Source organism: Collinsella ureilytica (assembly GCF_019795105.1).
Taxonomy (GTDB): domain Bacteria; phylum Actinomycetota; class Coriobacteriia; order Coriobacteriales; family Coriobacteriaceae; genus Collinsella; species Collinsella ureilytica.
The window spans coordinates 338,183-356,812 of sequence record NZ_JAIMFO010000004.1; the positions used below are offsets into that span (position 1 = coordinate 338,183).

Consider the following 18,630-nt stretch of genomic DNA (forward strand, 5'->3'; position numbering starts at 1 on the left):
TCAGCATTCCTCCTGAATTACTTCTTGACGATATTCAGCTGAGTCGATGAACTGCAGCAATGCTTGCTTGGAAGGTGTAGTACTTGCGCCTGTGTGCGCAACTGAATAGCCAGAAACCGCGTTTCCCCACCTCAGCGCCTCAAATAAACTTTGTCCATTAAGAAGAGCACCGATAAAGCCAGCATTAAAGACATCACCGGCTCCAACGGTGTCCTTGACTGGCACATCAAATGCAGGCACTACACACTGGTCGTTATCAGAAAAAACAATGGATCCAGCCGCCCCAGATCGAGCAACAATAATCCTGCTTTTGGTAGCGAGTCTCCGTGCGTTTCCCATCCAATCTTCTGAGCCTAAATAGGCATATTCATCTGGACCCGATCCAAACAAGCAGCTCACGTTGTCGAGCATGCCTTCAATCACATGAGCGAACTCTTGATCAAGCACTCCATTATCAACGCGGAGATTTAAATCGAGCGAGGTAGGCACTCCTGCTTCATGAGCCTCCCGTAATACCATTTCAATTGTTTTTCGTGCGGATGAATCATGCACTAATGACATGCCTGATGTATGAACCCATCCAGCAGTACGCACTCGATCAAAATCGATTTTCTTCTCGTCTATTTCGAGAAACGACTGATGCTGCCGTGGCCATCCCCAAAGATACCGCTCACCCTGATCATCGATAAAGGCAAAGACCGTTACCGTTGTAAGCTCGGGATTTACTATGACGCCATCTGTATCGACCCCAGCTGCTTGGAGTCCTTCAACAACAGCTTTTCCATTTGGGTCATCGCCTACGGTAGTTATGAGGTGGCATGGTACGCCTAAACGACCAAGAGCGGCCGCTGTGTTAAATGCAGTACCTCCGCACGCTACCTCAGGATATTCCCATTTGACCTGACGGGCGCTTTCCACTGAATTGACCTGCGGATAATGTACGACGAGATCTACATTTGAATCACCAATGACAATGACCTCACGCATTGCGAACAGCTTCCACGAAGGCACGTACCTTATCTGGATCTTTACACCGCAGGCCATGTGCACGACTATCGCTGTAATTCGTGTGTGTAAACGAATCTACACCCCATGGCTCGACCTCATGGATTGCCTCAGCAACGTTATGCTCGTCAAGTCCGCCAGCAATAATGCACGGTACTGTTGTGGACGCAACAATTTTCGCATCGATGCCACGATCATGAGTCAAGCCTGTTGCACCAATATCATCAGCATGTGGCGCTTTCGTATCGATGAGGAAGAAGTCGCTTACAGCTTCATAAGCCCTCACGTAATCCAAAGCCTTTTGTTCATGTAGCGGCACTCCGTCAAGCACAGGAATCGCTTGCATGATCTTGAGCTTTGGAAAGCGCCTTTTCAATTCGCAAACATCCTCTGGCAAGATCCCATCAATATCGCCTGAAAGATGCAGCACATCTGGCATCGCTTGGTTCAAATCATTGGTAATCTCGTCAATATCTGTAGCACAGGTCAAGCCAACTCGTACCGCCTCAGGTTGAACGCCTTCAAATATTTCTTTCGCTTGTTCACACGTGAGCTGGCCGGGTGTGTGCTGTATCGATCCATAACTCACGCCAATATGCAAAGCACCACTTGATACAACCATCCGTGCATCTTCTACCGTACGAATGCCATAAATCTGTATGACTACATCACTCATTTGTCGTTCCTTCCTTGTTCGACTGATCGTATTAGCTCGGCTACGCTACTAACCGGGCTTCTGATCCCAGCTCCTAATGCAACCTGCGTTACGGGAGGCGGCAATACGCATGCGCGTTCGAGTAGGTCTTTTTGCATCAATAGGTTGTGTGTCTCTCCAGCAGCAAGCACCGCTCCCTCACACATCACAATGAGCTGAGGAAACCAGCGGGCAACAAAACGCATGTCATGAGATACCGCCATAACAAGACAGCCAGCATCCTGCAATCTCGCAATGATGTCTGCAAGGCGATCCAGATCACGTGCATCCTGACCACACGTTGGCTCATCAAGCACAAGAATGGAGGGACGCATCGTAAGAACTGAACCGAAGGCGCAGAACTTCTTTTCAGAAGGTGATAAATCATAGGGATTACAATCAAGCACATCCTCAAGACCTATCAGCTTCGAAATAACATCAACCCGATGACGTATTTCGACGTGATCCAAACCGATTTGTTTGGGGCCGAACTCTAACTCAGCCCTTACGCTTTCAAGAAAGAGTTGGTCGTCCGGGTTCTGAAAGACATATCCAATTGACTGAGCCCATTCGGCAGTTGCTCGAGTTGTAACATCGACACCATTAATGCAGACCTGACCTTTAGTGGGGCTTAGCATGCCATTCAAGTGCTTTAAGAGCGTTGTTTTTCCAGATCCATTTTTTCCAACCACTGCCACAGGCTCAAGTCCATCGATACTTACGCTCACTGACGAAAGAGCCTGCACCCCATTCGAATAACAGAAGCTCACATCACGAAAGACGATATTCATCCTTCGATCACCTGCTTCACTACACTGATTGCTTCACTTTGGCTAAACGTCAGTTCATGCGCTGTCATGCGTGCATCTCTCAAAGCCTTAGATATCTCAAAATAATCCGATGAGCGCACGCCAAACTGTCCAACATCGTGTGACGTAAACACGTCACACGGAGTGCCTAAGGCTGCAAGCATGCCATCGTTCAGAATCATCATTCGGTCAGACAGAGAGGCTAAGCGCTCTATATCCTGATCAACCGAAATAACCGTAGTTCCGCCTTGATTCAGCTCTTTTACAATTTCAAAGATGCTCTCAGCGCCCAGAGGATCCAACTGTGTTGCCGCTTCATCAAGAAGAAGAATCTCGGGTTCTAATACCAGCACTGAGCCCAGCGCTACGCGTTGAACCTGACCACCGGACAGCTCAAAGGGACTACGATCCAAAAGTTCCTGGATACCTACAAGAGCAGCGACCTTTTCGATCCGGGAAATCATTTCTTTTCTCGAGAATCCAAAATTACTTAGCCCAAAGGCAAGCTCTCCGCCTACAGTCTCAGCCGTCCACGATAATTGGTTATATGGATTTTGAAATACGAATCCTATTTTTGAAGACAGATCGGACACAGGCACTGATCGTGTATCGAGACCAAGAACATGAATGCTACCTCGATATTTACCTCGGAAGTAATGTGGGATAAGGCCTACTAATGCACTACAAAGTGTTGATCGGCCTGATCCATTGGCTCCTGCGATGCCAAAAAACTCCCCACGCTCAACCTGGCAGCTTATATGCTGAAGCGCATACCTCGATTCACCTGGATATCGGAAAGAAAAATCATGTATTGAAATAACAGACTCTGTCATCGATATCACCTAACCAGCCACGATTGGAAAATCGAGAAACGATATAGGAGCGATGTAATAAGCAGAAGTACACCAAAGCACAAAGCAATGAGGTCTTTATTACTCTTTGGAATTGTGACGTAGCTTTCATGCGAAGCTCCAGGTCGTCCAAATCCACGAGCCTCAAGAGCCATTCCTCGCTCCACAGCATCAGAAAGCGAAGATAAAATCACCGGGCCAAACAATGGGACAGTTGCCTTTATACGCGTAAGAAGGCTACCTCCCGTTTTGAGCCCACGGGCTTCTTGGGCCTCACGAATCGCACGAACTCTTCTTTGCATCTGTGGCACTACGTAAAGACTCGCCAAAACAAGATATTGAACTTTTGGCGGGACGCCACGCTCGCCCAACGCAGCAACGAGCGTTCCCGGCTTCACTGCGGCATTCATTTGAAGCAGACCAGCTAAAAATGCCAAAATGGTTAGCACGGTATGCAAGGCGTATCGTACGCCTTCTGCTCCAAAATGTATCCAGCCAATACTAAATAGCGGCGTACTGTTCCGTACGTTGAAGCCGCCTTGAATAAGCACGAGCATAAGAGTCATAGGGATACCGAATCCCAATATAACTTTCAAAAAATCTTTGAAACCACGATTCCTTACTGCAAGAACAGCATAAAAAGCAATGAGTACCGAAGCGAGATGCACGGTTGGCCATATCGCTGCAGCCACTCCACCTAACAAAACAAAGCTGAGCATTGAGATCGGATTGAGTTGATGCAAGATGCCTATACGTGATGAAGGTTGAGTGTGAATAGATTCTTTCATGGTTCTTCCTCCTCACTGCTTCATTGCGTATCTTGCCGAGCATCACGTTGAGCTCCTACAACTCCCGATCAACCTCATCTTCGAGCAACTCAGAATCCAAACTCGGTCCGTAGCTAGTGAGCAGTCTGCGCGGCAATTTCTTAAAGACGGCATAGGCGATGAAAACTGTGATGCCCTTATCGATGAGGTTTTCGAGAAACGATGAAGAGAAAACTGAAAGGAGAATGTCGCGCATGGCAACGACAAATGCCGCTGTAATTAATGACGTTCCATTCACACCAGTTGCACCACCAAATACGAATGTCGTAATAAGAGCAGCGGAAATGGAATTAACCAAGGTACAAGCTATCCAGACAAAAATTGCACCATAGACGTTTCTAAACATTCCAACTCGCACAAGGAAGCCGACCACAAGGCCACAAAGCATGCTGACAACCGCATATGGCAAGAAGACAGGGTTTGCGACAAATGCCAAAAATATATTGGTCAGCAATCCAGTTATAGCTGCAGAAAAAGGGGTTGAAAGACACGCCACAATCAGCGTACCTACTGTATCGAGAAAAAGCGGAAGTTTAAGCATCGAGCACAATGTGCCCCCAATAATGTTTATGCCAACTGCAATTGGAATCAGCACGAGCGCTTTCGTGGAAAAACGATCATCCAACCCATGCAGACGGGCTGATTTCCCAAACATACTTCCTCCCTTCACCTCGTACATCTTTCTTCTGCTCACTGCCACGTCCCATCAACTAGGAAAACATTTTCGTAATTTGTTTTCCCTTACTATCAAAATAGTAGAGCCTAGGCGCACAGAATAAAAAGATCGGCCAGCGGTTGATTAATCTCGATGAGAGGTAATACATACAGAAATCAAAACGACTCCCAAAGTTTGCCCTGCTTGATTAAGATGAGATAGATAGATGCGTTGAAGGGGCAAGCCATGGACATTAAAGCTATAGCTAAGCTGGCAGGGATCTCCCCTTCGACAGTGTCAAAAATTCTGAATCATAAAGACGCAAGCATTAGCGAAAAAACGCGAGAACGCGTGCTCGATGTTGTGCGCCGTTATCGCTATGAACCATACGCTCGAGCTCGTGCTCCAAAAGAATGGATGGTGAGTGTTATCTTCAGATCGAGCACATCGCTCGATTCCACTTTGGACGGCATTTTAAGAACCTGCCAAGCACATGGATACACGCCTCTGGTATATATCAGCGATCTAGATCACGATCAAGAATGCCACAACATTCAATCTGCTCTCCGATCAGGATCATCAGGAATTATCTGGGAGCCACTCTCGCTTAACAGCTTGAAGATCCATCAGGCTTTATTTAATAAAAGCTCAGCTAAGCTCATAACAATTGGACCGAGCGGTGGTGAGAAAAACTTACTGCGGCTCTATAAAGATGCTGCTTATTCACTAACCATGGAGCTCGTTTCTCAAGGACACAAACAAGTTGCATGCCTTTCAGCAGCAGGCAGGCGGACACCAGACTTTATTGCTGGCTTTCAGCAATGCCTTGTCGATCAAGGGCTGGCTTTTGGAAAGACTTCTGTATTCCATGAACCAACCGATGCGCTGCTCGACAAAATAGGAAGTGGTGCCATAACCGGCGTTGTTTGTTCACACTACGAATCTGCAAAAGAGCTCAAAGCCCTCCTCAAAGACCTGCACTACCATGCACCCGATGACTATTCAATTGCCTCATTAAGAAACGATGAAGGAGCAGAAAAGATCCCTGAAAAGGGGGAAGATCTTTCAAGCTATACCATTAAGAATGCGGATTTTGGTGCCTTCATTTGCGAGAAACTTATCGCAAGAATGCGACAGAAAGATGAGCCAACTACATTCACACAAGAGCTTGTTCTGAATAATCAAAATACTATCGCTTCGCCATCTGAGAAAAGCGCTAAGCGAATACTCGTTATTGGCAATATCAATATCGAAACGTGTTTTTCTACTCCCGACTCTTTTTTGAAAAACTCTCACACGCTTGCTACCGCTTCCTCCATAAGGATAGGCGGACATGGAGCACGTCAAGCTATCATGGTTTCTCAGCTTGGACATAAGGCCTCCCTCATTGGAAACGTTGGAGATGACTCTGCCTCAGACTCAATCTTTCGAGAACTTGACCAACAAGGCATAAATGCCGATGGCGTCCATCGACGCGCTGACTATGAAACCGGACGCAGTGTACTCGTGCTGAGTAATGCTACTAACGTAATAACTACAACTTTTTTAGGAGCGAATTCCACGCTCAGCGCACATGATCTTGAAAAGAGGAGATCGCTGTTTGATGGAATGAGCCTCTGTTTGGTTCAAGGCGATATCCCAGTTGAAACCATGCGTAAAGCATGCGAAATCACACAAAGACATGGGATCAAAACCATAGTGACCTGCGAAAACAGCAAAATCGCTGCCGATCTACCTTTGCATCTTATAGATTGGCTCATTATTGATAGTTCAGAAGACAACACATCCGGAAAGCAGATTGATAGCTTTGATGAAGTTGCTCAGGTACTTCAAGTAAATGGAGCTCGTTCAATTCTCCTATTACAGAGCAACAACAGGTGCATGTATCTATCAGAGGATTCTAAAGTGCTCAAGTTTGAAATAAATGACTTGAAGAGTGTTTCAATCACTGACAGGGTGGATCGTTTTGTAAGTACATTCGCCTCTTGTATCGCAAAAAATTTCATGCCCGAACAGTCCATAAAAGAAGCATGTGGCTGCAACCAATAACTTAGATGGTGCGACATCTTGGCAGATGCGCTCTTCATAACACAGAGGAAAATGGATCCACGATACCCCCTTTCAGGTAATAGGGGGTTTAATTTAGTACATTTATTGCCCATCAGGCACAGATTTGACGCGAAGTGCGAGCAAAAACGAGCGCAGCGACACCAAAGTGCACGCTCGAAGAGGTCGGCGTAGATCTCTTCGGTGCTGTCCTCGCTTTGCTGCGGAGGCACCTGCGAGATCTCGCCGACCCTCATTCCTTCTCAGCTAGACCGCATATGCCGTACAACTGAAGCATGCAGATCTAGCGACTCTGCAGATCGACAAGCATTACTCAAGATTCGCATGATTTTGCTTCACGCGCTCTTCAGTCCAATTTCGCCTTCTCATAATTTCTAATGCAAGCACGTCACCCAATAGGAAAACCTGCTGTTCAAAAAGAGATGACATGGGTTGTTGGGAAGGATACTCGTTTTCGGTAGCAAACTTTGTTCTGCCTTTGAGTATCAACCTGCTATCTGCAAGGCGATCAACACTGCTCCCAGCAGTACACCCGACATAGAATACTGATGCACCAATTGTTTCAGCAGCAATCTGAGCAATTCTCACTGGCAGTTTGCTTTCACCTGATGAGGATCCAACGATCAAAAGATCGTTCTTGTGCAGCGGCCCCTCAGACTCATCACCAACATAATTGATGTCGATCCCCAAATGAACGAGCCGCTTTACCCAGGCCTTAAGAGCGATGAGCACTCTACCGACACCCATTACAAGTACACGTCTACCAGGTACCATCAATTCATTTATAAGCTGTACGAACTGGCTCTCATCAATCGCAGGCAGAGTCTCACTGAGTTCTCGCAGGATCAAATCAGTTGCTTGCTCCCGATCAGTCATCTTGCCGCTCCTGCACATACATTGCCTTGCAGATCGTAATCTCATGCTGCGCAATCAATCTGCATAGCTCAGGCAGATCCTTCAGAGAGCTGCGATGTGTAATCAGATCCTCAACCTGCATCTCCCCGCTATCAAGCTTTTCCATGGTAAAACGCCACTCGTTGAAACTCGCCGATGAGAACTGAGAATTCCAGACGCCATGCAGAGTAAGCTCCTTTCGGAGAATGGAACTATGCTGGGACAGTGAAACAGTCGTATCGTGAGCGGGGTTTCCCATCAGCGAAATGGTTCCAAACGTCTTAGTACACTCGACGCACTGTCCAAGCGCAGCTCCAGATCCTGTGCCCTCAACCGTAACATCGGCATCGTTCTCATCATTCAAAGCACGGAATGCATCACGAATATCCTGTTTTGTACTGTTGATCACCGTAAGACCGCGAGTACGAGCAAACTCGACTTTCTCCTCATTGATCTCAGCTAACACCACAAGAGACGCCCCGAAGATCTTCGCCCACCGAGCAGCCATGATGCCGATAGGGCCAGCGCCAAAGATCAACACAGAAGAACCGGCACACACCGAACCATTCCTAATTGCATGTTGCGCAACCGTACAAGGCTCTGTCATCGCCAGCACATCACCCGGAACCTCGGGGTTGCTGCTCGGCACAAAATGCCAAGCGCTCGGAATCAGGCAGTATTCCGCAAACCCACCGTCACTGCGGCTACCTAGATAATCATAATCCTCGCACATTGCATAGTCCGCCGTCAGACACGGACCGCAGGTACGACATGGAATACAGGGGAAGAAGGCTCCCTGCTTCCCAATCAAACCTGCATCGGCAGCCTCACCAACTGCAACGATCTCGCCAGCAAACTCATGTCCGAGCACGAGCGGATAGCGCTGCTTGCTTGTTCCAAGCGAAAAGATTCGCGGAATATCAGACCCACAGACACCACATGCTGAAATTCTAGCTAGGAGCTGAGTTCCCACCGGTCTCGGAATAGGGATCTCCTCATATCTAAAATCACCGATAGCGTGAAGGCGACATGCCTCCATCGTTTTGCCTTCGTAGTACGAAGATGGAGAGAAATAATCACGCATTTTTACAGGTTCCTTCTTTCATCCGGAAAAAATTGATGGATCGAAACCTAGGCAAGCAGAGACGACACGTCCACGCACTTCTGTGCAGGAACGATCTGGATTTCGATGTGCATGCCTTCCTGAAGCAGCTTCTTTAGAATTTCGCGCTCCTCAGACGACGCAGAGATATTCTGGAAAAACTTGGTACGATCGGCAGTCTTTCCCATTCCTCCGATATTGAGCGTATCGATTTCCACACCGCCCTCAACTAAACGCGCGATGGTAGCTGGCGTTTTTACCAGCAACATCGTTGGTTTGTCGAGTCCTGCTTTAAATTTTGCAAGCGCATCAGCAACCGACAGAATTTCAATCGAAATTTTTGGCGGAACGAGTAGGGAAAACATCTGAACCATGAATGGATCCGTACTCACATCATCATCAACAATAAGTACGTGTGTAACGTTGCCATAAGCATGAAGCCAAGCAGTCATGACCTGACCATGAATCAAACGATCATCAATACGCGAAAAAATAAGATTGCTATCTTGAGCCATCTTCATCCTCTCCCATTTTGCTCACAATTGGCTGAGGTACCTGCAGCTAAATAAACGCAGCTCGCGTTCTATACGAACTCTTAGTTCTTAGAATCGCTGATACGGTTGGTATAGTCGTGATATAAATCGACAAAGGCTCCCGGGCCCTCAGCCATAGCAGAAGAGGTTCCAATCACGAGTCCGGTAGCTCCTGCACCAACCATTTTTGTGGCATGAGCAACCGTCGTATTTCCATCAATGACAATCTCGATGGGATGATCGGCATCGCTGACCAATGCATGCACTCGAGATATCTTACTGAGGTGATCAGGAACCATCGTTTGTCCAGCAAATCCAGGGCTTACTGCCATGATGAGGACAAAATCAAGCACGCCGAGGCATTCTTTCACATAGCTTACCGGCTCCCCAGGGCTCAGCACGATACCGGCCTTCGCGCCCTCACGGCGAATCTTCTCAAGCAACCGATAAGGCTGCTTACAGACTTCAGGATGAAAACAAAATCGATCACCCTTCGATAGGGGCAGAAAGTAGTTAAAGAAACCTTCAGGATTGGTCGTCATTACATGAATATCGAGAGGAAGCGACGTGAGAGAGCGAATTGCTTGGTAATCATCCATGCCGAGCATAATATTAGGAACGTAATGTCCATCCATTACATCGAAATGAATACCGCTCACCCCTGCCTCCTCAAATGCCTGAATATATTCTTTTAGCTCCCAAGGTTTGCCGCACATGATCGACGGGAAAATATCGATTTTTTCATCAGACATTCCAAGCACCTAGCCTTCATAGACTCAAAGCGTATTCATAAGCTATTTCTTTGACTGCACTCTTTAGTCGATTCTTACATATATGCGCCGCACAAAGCTTTGAGTCCAACTATCACAAAGCCCAAGGCAAAGATGATAAGAACCATGGTAAGTGGCTTTACGCGCTTGCGCAGAAGTCCCCAAGTGCCTAAGACTACGAGCAGTGGAAGCAGGCCAGGCAACAGTGCATCAAACACTCCATGCTGCAAGTTGAACGTCACGTCACCAAGCTCATTTACCCAAGTAAATTCTGCAAACGCTACATCTAGTGCAACGTTTTGCACTGTCATAGCGCCAACCACCATAAGTCCGACAACACTCACCGCATCTAGAATTCGATTAATGAGTCCACTTTGCAAAATCTCAACGATCGCATCACGACCCCGGCGGTATCCCAGCATGTACATGCTGTAGCCCGTTGCCAGCATCAAAATCTTAAAAACAACTTCAAATAAAATCGGCCCTGCAAAGTTACCAGCAAGCGCAAGCTGAATACAGATACCTGCCAAAACCGGGTATGCAATGGATTGTGACACCGTATCACCAATACCCGCCATTGGACCCATAAGTGCTGATCGGAGTACTGTAATCTCGTCAGCCGTAATTTCTGCGCCGTTTGCCCGCTTCTCTTCCATCGCAGTCGTGATTCCGTTGATGATCGGACCCATCCATGACGGTTCCGTATTATAGAAAACCAGGTATTTTTTGAGCTCTTCTGCCTGCTGATCTTCAGGATAGAGCTCTCTAATCACGGGAACAAATGCATTTGTATTACCAAGACCCTGAAGACGCTCATAGTTGTAGCACGTTTCAGATGAATACGTCAGAAGCCAGTTTTTTATCAATGTGCTTTTCTTCACCTGAGACATTGTTACTCACCTGCCATTTCTGTAGAAAAGCCATTAAAGTTGTAGATAAGTACCGCGACTATCACGCCTAAAAATGTGATGATCATTGTTGAAAAGCCTGCAAACTGGGCAAGCGCGAAGCCCAGAAAGAAAAACGGCGTTAGTTTTGACTTATTTAAATACTGCAGAAGCATTGCAATACCCAGAGCTGGCATGATGCCACCAATGATGCCAAACGCATCAACGATCCACATTGGGAATGACTGAAGCCACTCTCCAAACGGCGCTCCCATCATCACAACGAGAAATGCAGGTACACCATTAAGTAAGGCTGAGACAAAAAAGGATGGTACGTAGTTGCAAAAACGCATCGCTCGAATGTTTCCTTTTTCAAGATACTTTTCGGCCATGTGAACCCAAAAAGTATTTATTGACATGTATGCCGTCCAGACCAGAATGGTCACGCTTCCCAGAATGACTCCGACCGTCGTTGCCATGTTGACGCTTAAACCTGAAACAAGTGCAAGCGCTGTTCCAACAGGACCTGCGAACTGCGGATTACCCGGCATCGAACCACCTGCAGTAATAAAGCCCACGTATGGGAGATTGATCGCTGCAGCGATCATCATCCCTTCCACTGGTTGACCCATGACAACGCCAACCAGAAAACCTGACCAGATCGGATACAACCATGTGCGGGTTACCGCATGGCTGAACCACCACGTTGAACATGTAGTGATCAGTGCTACTAGTAAAGCTTGAATAAGCATTTCCCTCACCATGCTTTCGGTATTTTGTGTTGAATGAGATCTATTGCTTCACATTCATCAACTCAGAACAGCTGACGATTCCCGCATGTGCAGCTTCGAGACACATGCGCTCCAGCTCATCGAGATCAGACCGTTCGCAATTGAAAACTGCCTCAATCAGCATGGGAAAATTCACTCCAGCAATGCAGCGAACATCATCCCCCTTCAGATCACGTAACAATCTGAACACCGAATTGAACGGAGTTCCCCCTAGAAGATCTACAAGAACAAGCAGGCCATCCACCTCTTTCGTACATAAGCTCTGCACGGTTTTTGTAAGCTTCTCGGCAAACACCTCGGGAGCATCTCCCTCATGAAGAGACAGAGAGCAGCAGCAATCCGTATTTCCCGCTACCATCGCGAGACTGGATAACAACCCCTCAGCAAGCCCTCCATGAGTTACCAGTAGGATTTCAACCATTTCAACCCTCCCTTCACTATCGTTTGCTTTTGCTTTCTATTACTTTGTACTTATATAGGAAAAATATGGCAATAATCGATCGGCAAACGGTAGGCTTTCGACAGAATTCGGTATTAAATGAAAGAAATCAATAATAGAAAGATCCACTGATATTATTTTCAGCTGAACTAAATGGATGTTAAAAGACCTACTTCAAGTCCTTCCTCTATCCAAAACAATTGTTATCCCTAAAATGAAGATTGACAGATAATAAATCGGGATAAGGATTCCGCGATGACAAAAGACAAACCCGTGGCTTCAGATATGGAAATAGCTCCTGAAGAAAGCCGATCTCTTTTCGCCGAAGAGCGTCGTCAAAAGATCATCACTTTGCTCACCACTGATTCACATGTACGGACTGCAGATCTAACAGAGCTTTTTGGCGTCTCACCTGCAACTCTCAGAAGTGACCTACGGATTCTTGAATCTCGTGGACTCCTTAAGCGAACACACGGAGGAGCGATCCCGCTCAACTCTCCAACTGTTGAAGTGCCTCTTGAGCACTCAGCTCATACGAATTCTAAGAAAAAGATAGCAATTTGCGCAGAGGCGGCAAAGCTCGTCTCGCCAGGTCAGTCGCTATTCTGTGACTCGGGATCAACAGTTGTTGAACTGATAAATGCCCTCGAAGGGGTAGCTGGCCTTACTATTATCACGCATGATCTATCCGTTGCCTCAACAGCTGAAACAAAGCTTCCTCATTGTTCAATTATTATGCTGGGAGGCATGCTCAGGCAGGGTTTTCACTACACATCAAGCTCCCTCACTGTCGAGCAGGCTGAGCTTTATGCCGCACGTAGCTGCTTCCTCGGTGCAACAGCATTTTCATTCGAATATGAGCTCACGGCAGACAACTATGAAGGAGCAAGTATCAAGCGGGCGTTCATGCGCAGGTCAGAACGAAGTATCATGCTGCTTGATTCAAGCAAGATCGATCATTTTGCTCCTGTTTCCTTTGCAAATCTTGAAGATATAGATGTTCTCATTACTGATGATGGCATTTCTGATATCGCTCGCACACGGATTGAAGCAATGCCTCATGGACCAAAACTGATCATTGCTGATACGTCGCACCAATAGCGTGCCTATGCACGCAAGATGTCATAGATAGCCTGGGCAACGTCTGCAGGAATGCCCTTCACGCGAGCGATGTCTTCAACCTCTGCATCACGCAGGCGCTTCATCGATCCAAAATGAGCCATGAGCGAACGCTTCCGCGCAGGCCCCACACCGGGAACCTCATCGAGTACCGAAGCCGTCATTGCCTTGTCTCTGAGCTCGCGATGGAAGGTAATCGCAAAACGGTGAGACTCATCTCGTACTTGCTTGATCAAATAAAGCGAGGCAGATCCCCCTGGCAAGATTACCGGTGTATCAGACCAGGGAACAAAGACCTCCTCGTCGCTTTTTGCCAAACCGCAGACGGGAATATCTAGTCCCAAAGCTTCAAGCTGGCTAAGCGCTGCGGAAAGCTGGGGCTTACCACCATCTACCACGAGCAAATCTGGCCGTGCGCCAAAACGCGTATCGGCCATGCGATCAGGCGCATACCGTCGACCTAAGACCTCCTGCATGGAGAGGAAGTCGTTTGCCTCCTCAAGCTCCGCGCGAATTTTGAACCGGCGATACTGACTCTTGTCTGCCCGCCCATTCGTAAAGACCACCATCGAGGCTACGGTAAAGCTACCGTGCAAGGTTGAAATATCAAAACACTCAATATGAAGCGGCGGCGAGGGAAGCGCAAGAGCACTTTCCAGCTCAAGCAAGGCGCGGTTCGTACGATCATCCGCATAACCAGTACGCATCATATAGCGCATGAGAGCGTGCCGGGCATTGCGCTCGCAAGTGTCGAGCAGATGCCGCTTCTCGCCACGCTGAGGTCTGCGCACATGGCAAACGCGCCCCCGCTTAGAAGTTAACCACTCCCCAATGACCTCAGCATCGTCAAGCTCGACGCCCACTCCCACTTCTGCGGGAATATCTGCCGTCTCATCGTAGTAACGTTTCAAAAAGCCTGCTGTCAGCTCTTCTACCGAAACGTCCAAGCCCTTATCCAGAATAAACTCGGCACTGCGAACAGTTCTTCCCTCGCGAACACAAAAGACGCAGGCACCGGCGATCGTCTCCTCGCGATAAAAACCAATGAGATCAAGGTCAACATCGGTGGGAAAAACTACCTGCTGCCGGTCGTTGAGAGCAGAGATGGCCTCAAGTCGGCGCTTGACACGAGCAGCGCGTTCAAAATCCAAGTTCTGCGCCGCTGTTTCCATCTCGTCGGTCAGCTCATGGATAACTTCACTGCGCTTTCCTGCCAAAAACCGCTCAACACGGCGCACTGAGTCTGCATATTCTTCGGGAGAAATTGCACCCACACAGGCTCCTGGCCCTCTGCCTACGTGATAGTCAAAACAAGGGCGACCTTTCTCGGCTAGAAGCATAGAAATAATATCGGCATCCTCGGGAGCTTTTGCAGCCATGCGGCGCACCCGCCTCCACTCAGCGCAGGTACCCGAGCAAATGGGAATGACACGGCGCAGGGTATCGATGGTTGCACGAGCTGCGCGAGCATCGGTATACGGACCAAAATAGCGTGTACCCGCGCGATGCCGCTCACGTGTATATTTGATAGCAGGAAATACGTCGCCTTTGGTAACCGCAATAAAGGGATAGGACTTATCGTCTTTGAAGTCCACATTAAAGTATGGGTGATACTGAGCAATGAGATTGCGCTCAAGTACCAAGGCCTCATGCTCGCTATCAACCACCAGATAGTCAAAGCTCGCCACAACCTGCATCATGAGGGGGATTTTATCTCGATCATCTGAGAGAGTGACGTACTGGCGCATGCGGGCGCGCAGGTTTTTGGCCTTACCAACATAGATGACCTCACCGGCAGCATCGCGCCAGAGGTAGCACCCGGGCTCTGCCGGTACGCGAGCAACCTGATCCACTAAGCTTGGTGCCCCTCCAGGCCCTGCCTGCTCAACGTGGGCAGCTGCGGCACGGTGAGAAAAGGGAAACGGGGCTTTGCGTCGGGCGGGCGCAGTGCCAGCTCTGTCAGCGGAAGTGTTGCTGGGTGCAGCGCTCTCGGTAGAGTTGGATGAAGGTGCGTCCGCTGGGCAATCTTCCAGGGAGGCAGTATGCGAGAAAACAGCAGGCTCATCTGCCTCAATATGCTCATCGGTCTTCATGCCACACCTCCCTTGAAAGCTACTCACCAAGCTCGAGCCATGCAGCACACCAAACCACTACGAGAGCGAAGTGGCTGACGTGCCGTCCATGCACCTGCGGCATCACACTTGCACGCCGACCCACCGCTAAAATGCAGTTGCTTGCTCGCCGCCTGTGCACCCGCAGCATCACAGCTGCGCACCATCCAACCACTACTAAAGCGAGGCAGCCTGCTTGCCACCCGTATCCCAAACATAGCGCTTGAACTTTCTGATCTGGTTAAAATACATGGTCGCCGCCCAAAACCGCTGCACCAAGCTATCTGGCGCATAAAACAGGGGGAACGACGCCTTACCTGATCTGTACATAGCAAGTGTTCGCTCGCGCAGGTCAACATCCTTTACGGTTCGGCGCACCACCATGGGCGGCACGCACGCATAGGCAAACTCGTCAGTTGCATCTCCGCCGTGAACCACACCGCCGAGCACAAACTCTTCCACAATAAGGCGGACAAAATCAACACCGCCAAGCGTGACATAAAACGAATTGCGCCCCGGGCGCGTATTGACCTCAAAGAAACGATAGGTACCGTCACGCGGATCAAACTTCACATCAATATTAGCAAATCCCCGATACTCCACATGCTTGAGCAGCCGACACGCATCTGCAATCGCAGGCTCAACCCGCTCAGAAAGAATTACCACCGGGTTACCGATTGCCAAAGGCGAGTGATCCTGAAGCACCACGCGACCAGAGCAGGTCATCACAGCATCGCCTTCTGCATCGGTAAAGACGCTAATCGTGCGCAGACCATCGTCGTCTCCCGGAATAAAATCCTGAACGATCAGCTCTCGATCATAGCTCGATGCCTTCATGGCCTCAAATATTTCTTTGAGCTCAGACGGGGTCTCTACCTCGAAAATCTTCTTCTTGCCAGGAAACTCAGCATAGTGATACAAGGCCGAATTGGACGGCTTGGCAATCAGCGGATAGCGAAAGCTCTCAGCCGGAATCTCTGCATCAGGATCGGAGCAATCAAAAAGATGCGTCTCCGGATATGGAATGTTCAGTTCCTCGCAGAGCCGATAGAAGTATTCCTTTTGAGTAAGCCGATCCAACAGATCAAAGGAGATATACGGGATCACAAACCATGGCTCGAGCTCAGCCTTATGCTCAGAGAGCAGGCGAGCATACCAGTCGCCCGAGCCCACAATGATACCGAGGCGGCCTTCGCGCTCAATCTCTTTTCCAAGCTCAGTTAAGTACGAGATCAGAAAGTCCTCGTCTTCAATGCTCGATCCCAAGATACGATAATCCGAGAAGCGGCTCGAAGACGTGGCCTTCACATCTGCTTCTGCAAGCACAATAGATGTGAGGCCATAGAGACTATGAAATTCACGAACAAAGGTATAGCCGAGAATATCGGCACCGAGTACCACGGGGACAAGACGCTTGCGAACGTCTGCCTCATCCTGCAATCTTGCTTGCATCGAGGTATGAACTCCTGTCAGATCGAGAGGCCTATACCGGGAGCTTTTTTGCGTATCGCATCAGGCCTTACGGTATAAACTCCCATCAGATAAGAAGCCTATACGGGACTCCCGCCGCCGCAAAAGCCTGCGTCGTAGGTAACGCCGGTGATAACCACACCTTGACCATAGCCATTTGCGTGCACGACCTGGCCGCCACCAATATAGATGGCAACGTGGTAGATCACACCACCGGACTGGTAAAACACCAGATCACCGACGGCAAGCGAACCAGTGCCTGACTTGAGGTTTCCAGCAGCACGCACCTGAGCGTACTGAGCACGCGAAGAGTGAGGGATGCTGATGCCTGCCTGGGCATAGGCGTAGCTGGTAAGACCTGAGCAGTCAAAGGCTACACCCGGGCTGGATGCACCATATGAATACGGAAGGCCAAGTTGAGCTGTTGCTGCAGAAATAATGGTACTCGCTACCGATCCATCTAAACCACCCGAAGAAGCCGAAGGCTGAGGTGCAGGGGTATAGCTGGACTCAGACGAGCTTGAGCTATTTGAAGAAGAGCTTGCAGCAGACGAAGTGTTGCCAGCATTGAAAGACGACTGCTCTGCTTGGGCTTGAGCCTGCGCTTGGCGAGCTGCCTCTTCTGCAGCACGGCGCTGCTCTTCTGCCTTTGCTGCACGCTCAGCCTCTAAGGCTGCTCTCAACTCACTTGAGAGGCCGTCAACATACTTTTTAGCCTCATTTTGAGAAGCTGCAAGCGAGCGAGCAGCTGCTGCCTGCTGATCGTGCAGCTCTTTGAGCTCAGACTCGCGGTGATCCAGCTCGCCTCGTTGGGCATTGAGTTCTTTTACCATGGCATTCACGGAAGCGATCTTCTCGTTATGCTTTTGAGCTGCAGCGCTGGCATAAAAGAGGCGTGAAGTCAGATCGCTAAAATCATCTGCCGAAAGCACAATGTCGAGCAGGGTGGCATTGCCATCCTTATATGAGCCGCGAACCGTTTCTTTCAGCGACTGCTGTGCGACGGAGGCCTTTTGCTGGCCTTCCTCAATCTTGACCTTGAGCGCCTCAATCTGCTCATTGGTTTCATCAATCTGAGCCTGAGTCTCTTCAGCCTTAGCGCCAGCAATCTCTAGGTTTCTCGTAAGCTCGTCAAGCTTCTTTTGAGCCTGAGCAAGCTCAGAGTTTAAGGCATCAACCGAGTGGTTAACGGCATAGGCAACCGGAACAACCGGGCCGGTAAAGGTCATGAGGCCAGCGAGCACGGCTATAGGAACCGCGCGGAGGCGAGATGTGCTACGTTTCATCTATGTTTCTACCTTCCTGCCGGTGGGCATTGAAAGCGTACGTCAGATGGTATACCAATCGCAGCCCTTCTGCATTCGCCGCTTTTGGCTCCTCACTCAATCTCTAAGGGCTGCACAAAATCCGGCGCTGGCGCGAGCAGTAAGCGTACAGGTGTCACCTTACTTTGGAAGGCAGGAAACAGCGGGTACTTCGAGGAACCCGTTCTTGTGTGGACTTCCGTTCTAGCGTGGGCTCCCGTTCTTGCGTGGGCTCCCGTTCTTGCGTGGGCTCCCGTTTTCGCGTGTGGTGCATCGCGCCCAGCTCACCCGGTGCCCAGCTC

General features: G+C 49.0%; 18 protein-coding genes. 2 read left to right on the forward strand and 16 right to left on the reverse strand.

Annotated features, from left to right (window positions below; genetic code table 11):
- From K6V98_RS01565 to K6V98_RS01590, 6 genes are read right to left on the reverse strand one after another with little or no spacing between them, the layout of a single operon-like run.
- Entirely contained in the window at nt 1–987 is a 987-nt protein-coding gene (locus K6V98_RS01565) for a carbohydrate kinase family protein (protein WP_222198767.1), read from the reverse strand.
- Nucleotides 980–1,681 carry a phosphoribosylanthranilate isomerase gene (locus K6V98_RS01570; RefSeq protein WP_222198769.1) on the reverse strand — a complete coding sequence of 234 codons (702 nt, stop codon included), beginning with the start codon at nt 1,679–1,681 and terminating at the stop codon, nt 980–982. The genes K6V98_RS01565 and K6V98_RS01570 overlap by 8 nt, the downstream gene beginning before the upstream one ends.
- Nucleotides 1,678–2,490, reverse strand: a complete 813-nt coding sequence (locus tag K6V98_RS01575) for an energy-coupling factor ABC transporter ATP-binding protein (protein ID WP_222198770.1) — start codon at nt 2,488–2,490, stop codon at nt 1,678–1,680. The genes K6V98_RS01570 and K6V98_RS01575 overlap by 4 nt, the downstream gene beginning before the upstream one ends.
- Nucleotides 2,487–3,341 (reverse strand): energy-coupling factor ABC transporter ATP-binding protein, encoded by an 855-nt coding sequence (locus K6V98_RS01580; protein WP_222198772.1) that lies wholly within the window; start codon nt 3,339–3,341, stop codon nt 2,487–2,489. Before K6V98_RS01580 ends, K6V98_RS01575 begins: the two co-directional genes overlap by 4 nt.
- 5 nt (nt 3,342–3,346) lie before the next feature.
- Nucleotides 3,347–4,147: an energy-coupling factor transporter transmembrane component T gene (locus K6V98_RS01585; RefSeq protein ID WP_222198773.1), complete on the reverse strand. Its 801-nt coding sequence runs from the start codon at nt 4,145–4,147 to the stop codon at nt 3,347–3,349.
- 55 nt (nt 4,148–4,202) lie between these two features.
- On the reverse strand, nt 4,203–4,841 hold the full coding sequence (locus K6V98_RS01590) for an ECF transporter S component (RefSeq protein ID WP_222198774.1): 639 nt from the start codon (nt 4,839–4,841) through the stop codon (nt 4,203–4,205).
- A gap of 246 nt (nt 4,842–5,087) precedes the next feature.
- Between K6V98_RS01590 and K6V98_RS01595 the strand changes: the two genes are divergently transcribed.
- Nucleotides 5,088–6,890 carry a PfkB family carbohydrate kinase gene (locus K6V98_RS01595; RefSeq protein WP_222198775.1) on the forward strand — a complete coding sequence of 601 codons (1,803 nt, stop codon included), beginning with the start codon at nt 5,088–5,090 and terminating at the stop codon, nt 6,888–6,890.
- A 327-nt stretch (nt 6,891–7,217) separates the two neighbouring features.
- Here K6V98_RS01595 and K6V98_RS01600 read toward each other — a convergent pair whose 3' ends face one another.
- The 7 genes from K6V98_RS01600 to K6V98_RS01630 all read right to left on the reverse strand — a co-directional run bounded on the left by K6V98_RS01600 (nt 7,218) and on the right by K6V98_RS01630 (nt 12,306).
- Nucleotides 7,218–7,784: a phosphoheptose isomerase family protein gene (locus tag K6V98_RS01600; protein ID WP_222198776.1), complete on the reverse strand. Its 567-nt coding sequence runs from the start codon at nt 7,782–7,784 to the stop codon at nt 7,218–7,220.
- Entirely contained in the window at nt 7,777–8,886 is a 1,110-nt protein-coding gene (locus K6V98_RS01605; protein ID WP_222198777.1) for a galactitol-1-phosphate 5-dehydrogenase, read from the reverse strand. The genes K6V98_RS01600 and K6V98_RS01605 overlap by 8 nt, the downstream gene beginning before the upstream one ends.
- A 47-nt stretch (nt 8,887–8,933) precedes the next feature.
- Nucleotides 8,934–9,419 carry a PTS sugar transporter subunit IIB gene (locus tag K6V98_RS01610; RefSeq protein WP_222198778.1) on the reverse strand — a complete coding sequence of 162 codons (486 nt, stop codon included), beginning with the start codon at nt 9,417–9,419 and terminating at the stop codon, nt 8,934–8,936.
- Between the two features lie 80 nt (nt 9,420–9,499).
- Nucleotides 9,500–10,189 (reverse strand): ribulose-phosphate 3-epimerase, encoded by a 690-nt coding sequence (locus K6V98_RS01615; protein WP_222198779.1) that lies wholly within the window; start codon nt 10,187–10,189, stop codon nt 9,500–9,502.
- Nucleotides 10,190–10,263: 74 nt separating this feature from the next.
- Entirely contained in the window at nt 10,264–11,097 is an 834-nt protein-coding gene (locus K6V98_RS01620; RefSeq protein WP_222198781.1) for a PTS system mannose/fructose/sorbose family transporter subunit IID, read from the reverse strand.
- A 2-nt stretch (nt 11,098–11,099) separates the two neighbouring features.
- The gene (locus tag K6V98_RS01625; protein ID WP_222198782.1) at nt 11,100–11,846 is read right to left on the reverse strand and encodes a PTS mannose/fructose/sorbose/N-acetylgalactosamine transporter subunit IIC; all 747 of its coding nucleotides are present in this window, start codon (nt 11,844–11,846) and stop codon (nt 11,100–11,102) included.
- A 40-nt stretch (nt 11,847–11,886) separates the two neighbouring features.
- Nucleotides 11,887–12,306 carry a PTS sugar transporter subunit IIA gene (locus K6V98_RS01630; RefSeq protein ID WP_222198783.1) on the reverse strand — a complete coding sequence of 140 codons (420 nt, stop codon included), beginning with the start codon at nt 12,304–12,306 and terminating at the stop codon, nt 11,887–11,889.
- A 273-nt stretch (nt 12,307–12,579) separates the two neighbouring features.
- Here K6V98_RS01630 and K6V98_RS01635 point away from each other — a divergent pair, with 273 nt between their 5' ends.
- Nucleotides 12,580–13,425, forward strand: a complete 846-nt coding sequence (locus K6V98_RS01635; protein ID WP_222198784.1) for a DeoR/GlpR family DNA-binding transcription regulator — start codon at nt 12,580–12,582, stop codon at nt 13,423–13,425.
- 5 nt (nt 13,426–13,430) lie between these two features.
- On the opposite strand, the gene uvrC is transcribed toward K6V98_RS01635, so the two are convergent.
- The 3 genes from uvrC to K6V98_RS01650 form a co-directional block, all read right to left on the reverse strand.
- Nucleotides 13,431–15,536 carry an excinuclease ABC subunit UvrC gene (gene uvrC, locus K6V98_RS01640; RefSeq protein WP_222198785.1) on the reverse strand — a complete coding sequence of 702 codons (2,106 nt, stop codon included), beginning with the start codon at nt 15,534–15,536 and terminating at the stop codon, nt 13,431–13,433.
- Between the two features lie 195 nt (nt 15,537–15,731).
- Nucleotides 15,732–17,006 carry a carboxylate--amine ligase gene (locus tag K6V98_RS01645; protein WP_222198786.1) on the reverse strand — a complete coding sequence of 425 codons (1,275 nt, stop codon included), beginning with the start codon at nt 17,004–17,006 and terminating at the stop codon, nt 15,732–15,734.
- A 98-nt stretch (nt 17,007–17,104) separates the two neighbouring features.
- Complete coding sequence (locus K6V98_RS01650) at nt 17,105–18,310, reverse strand: C40 family peptidase (protein WP_222198787.1); 1,206 nt, start codon at nt 18,308–18,310, stop codon at nt 17,105–17,107.
- Nucleotides 18,311–18,630 lie beyond the last annotated feature (320 nt).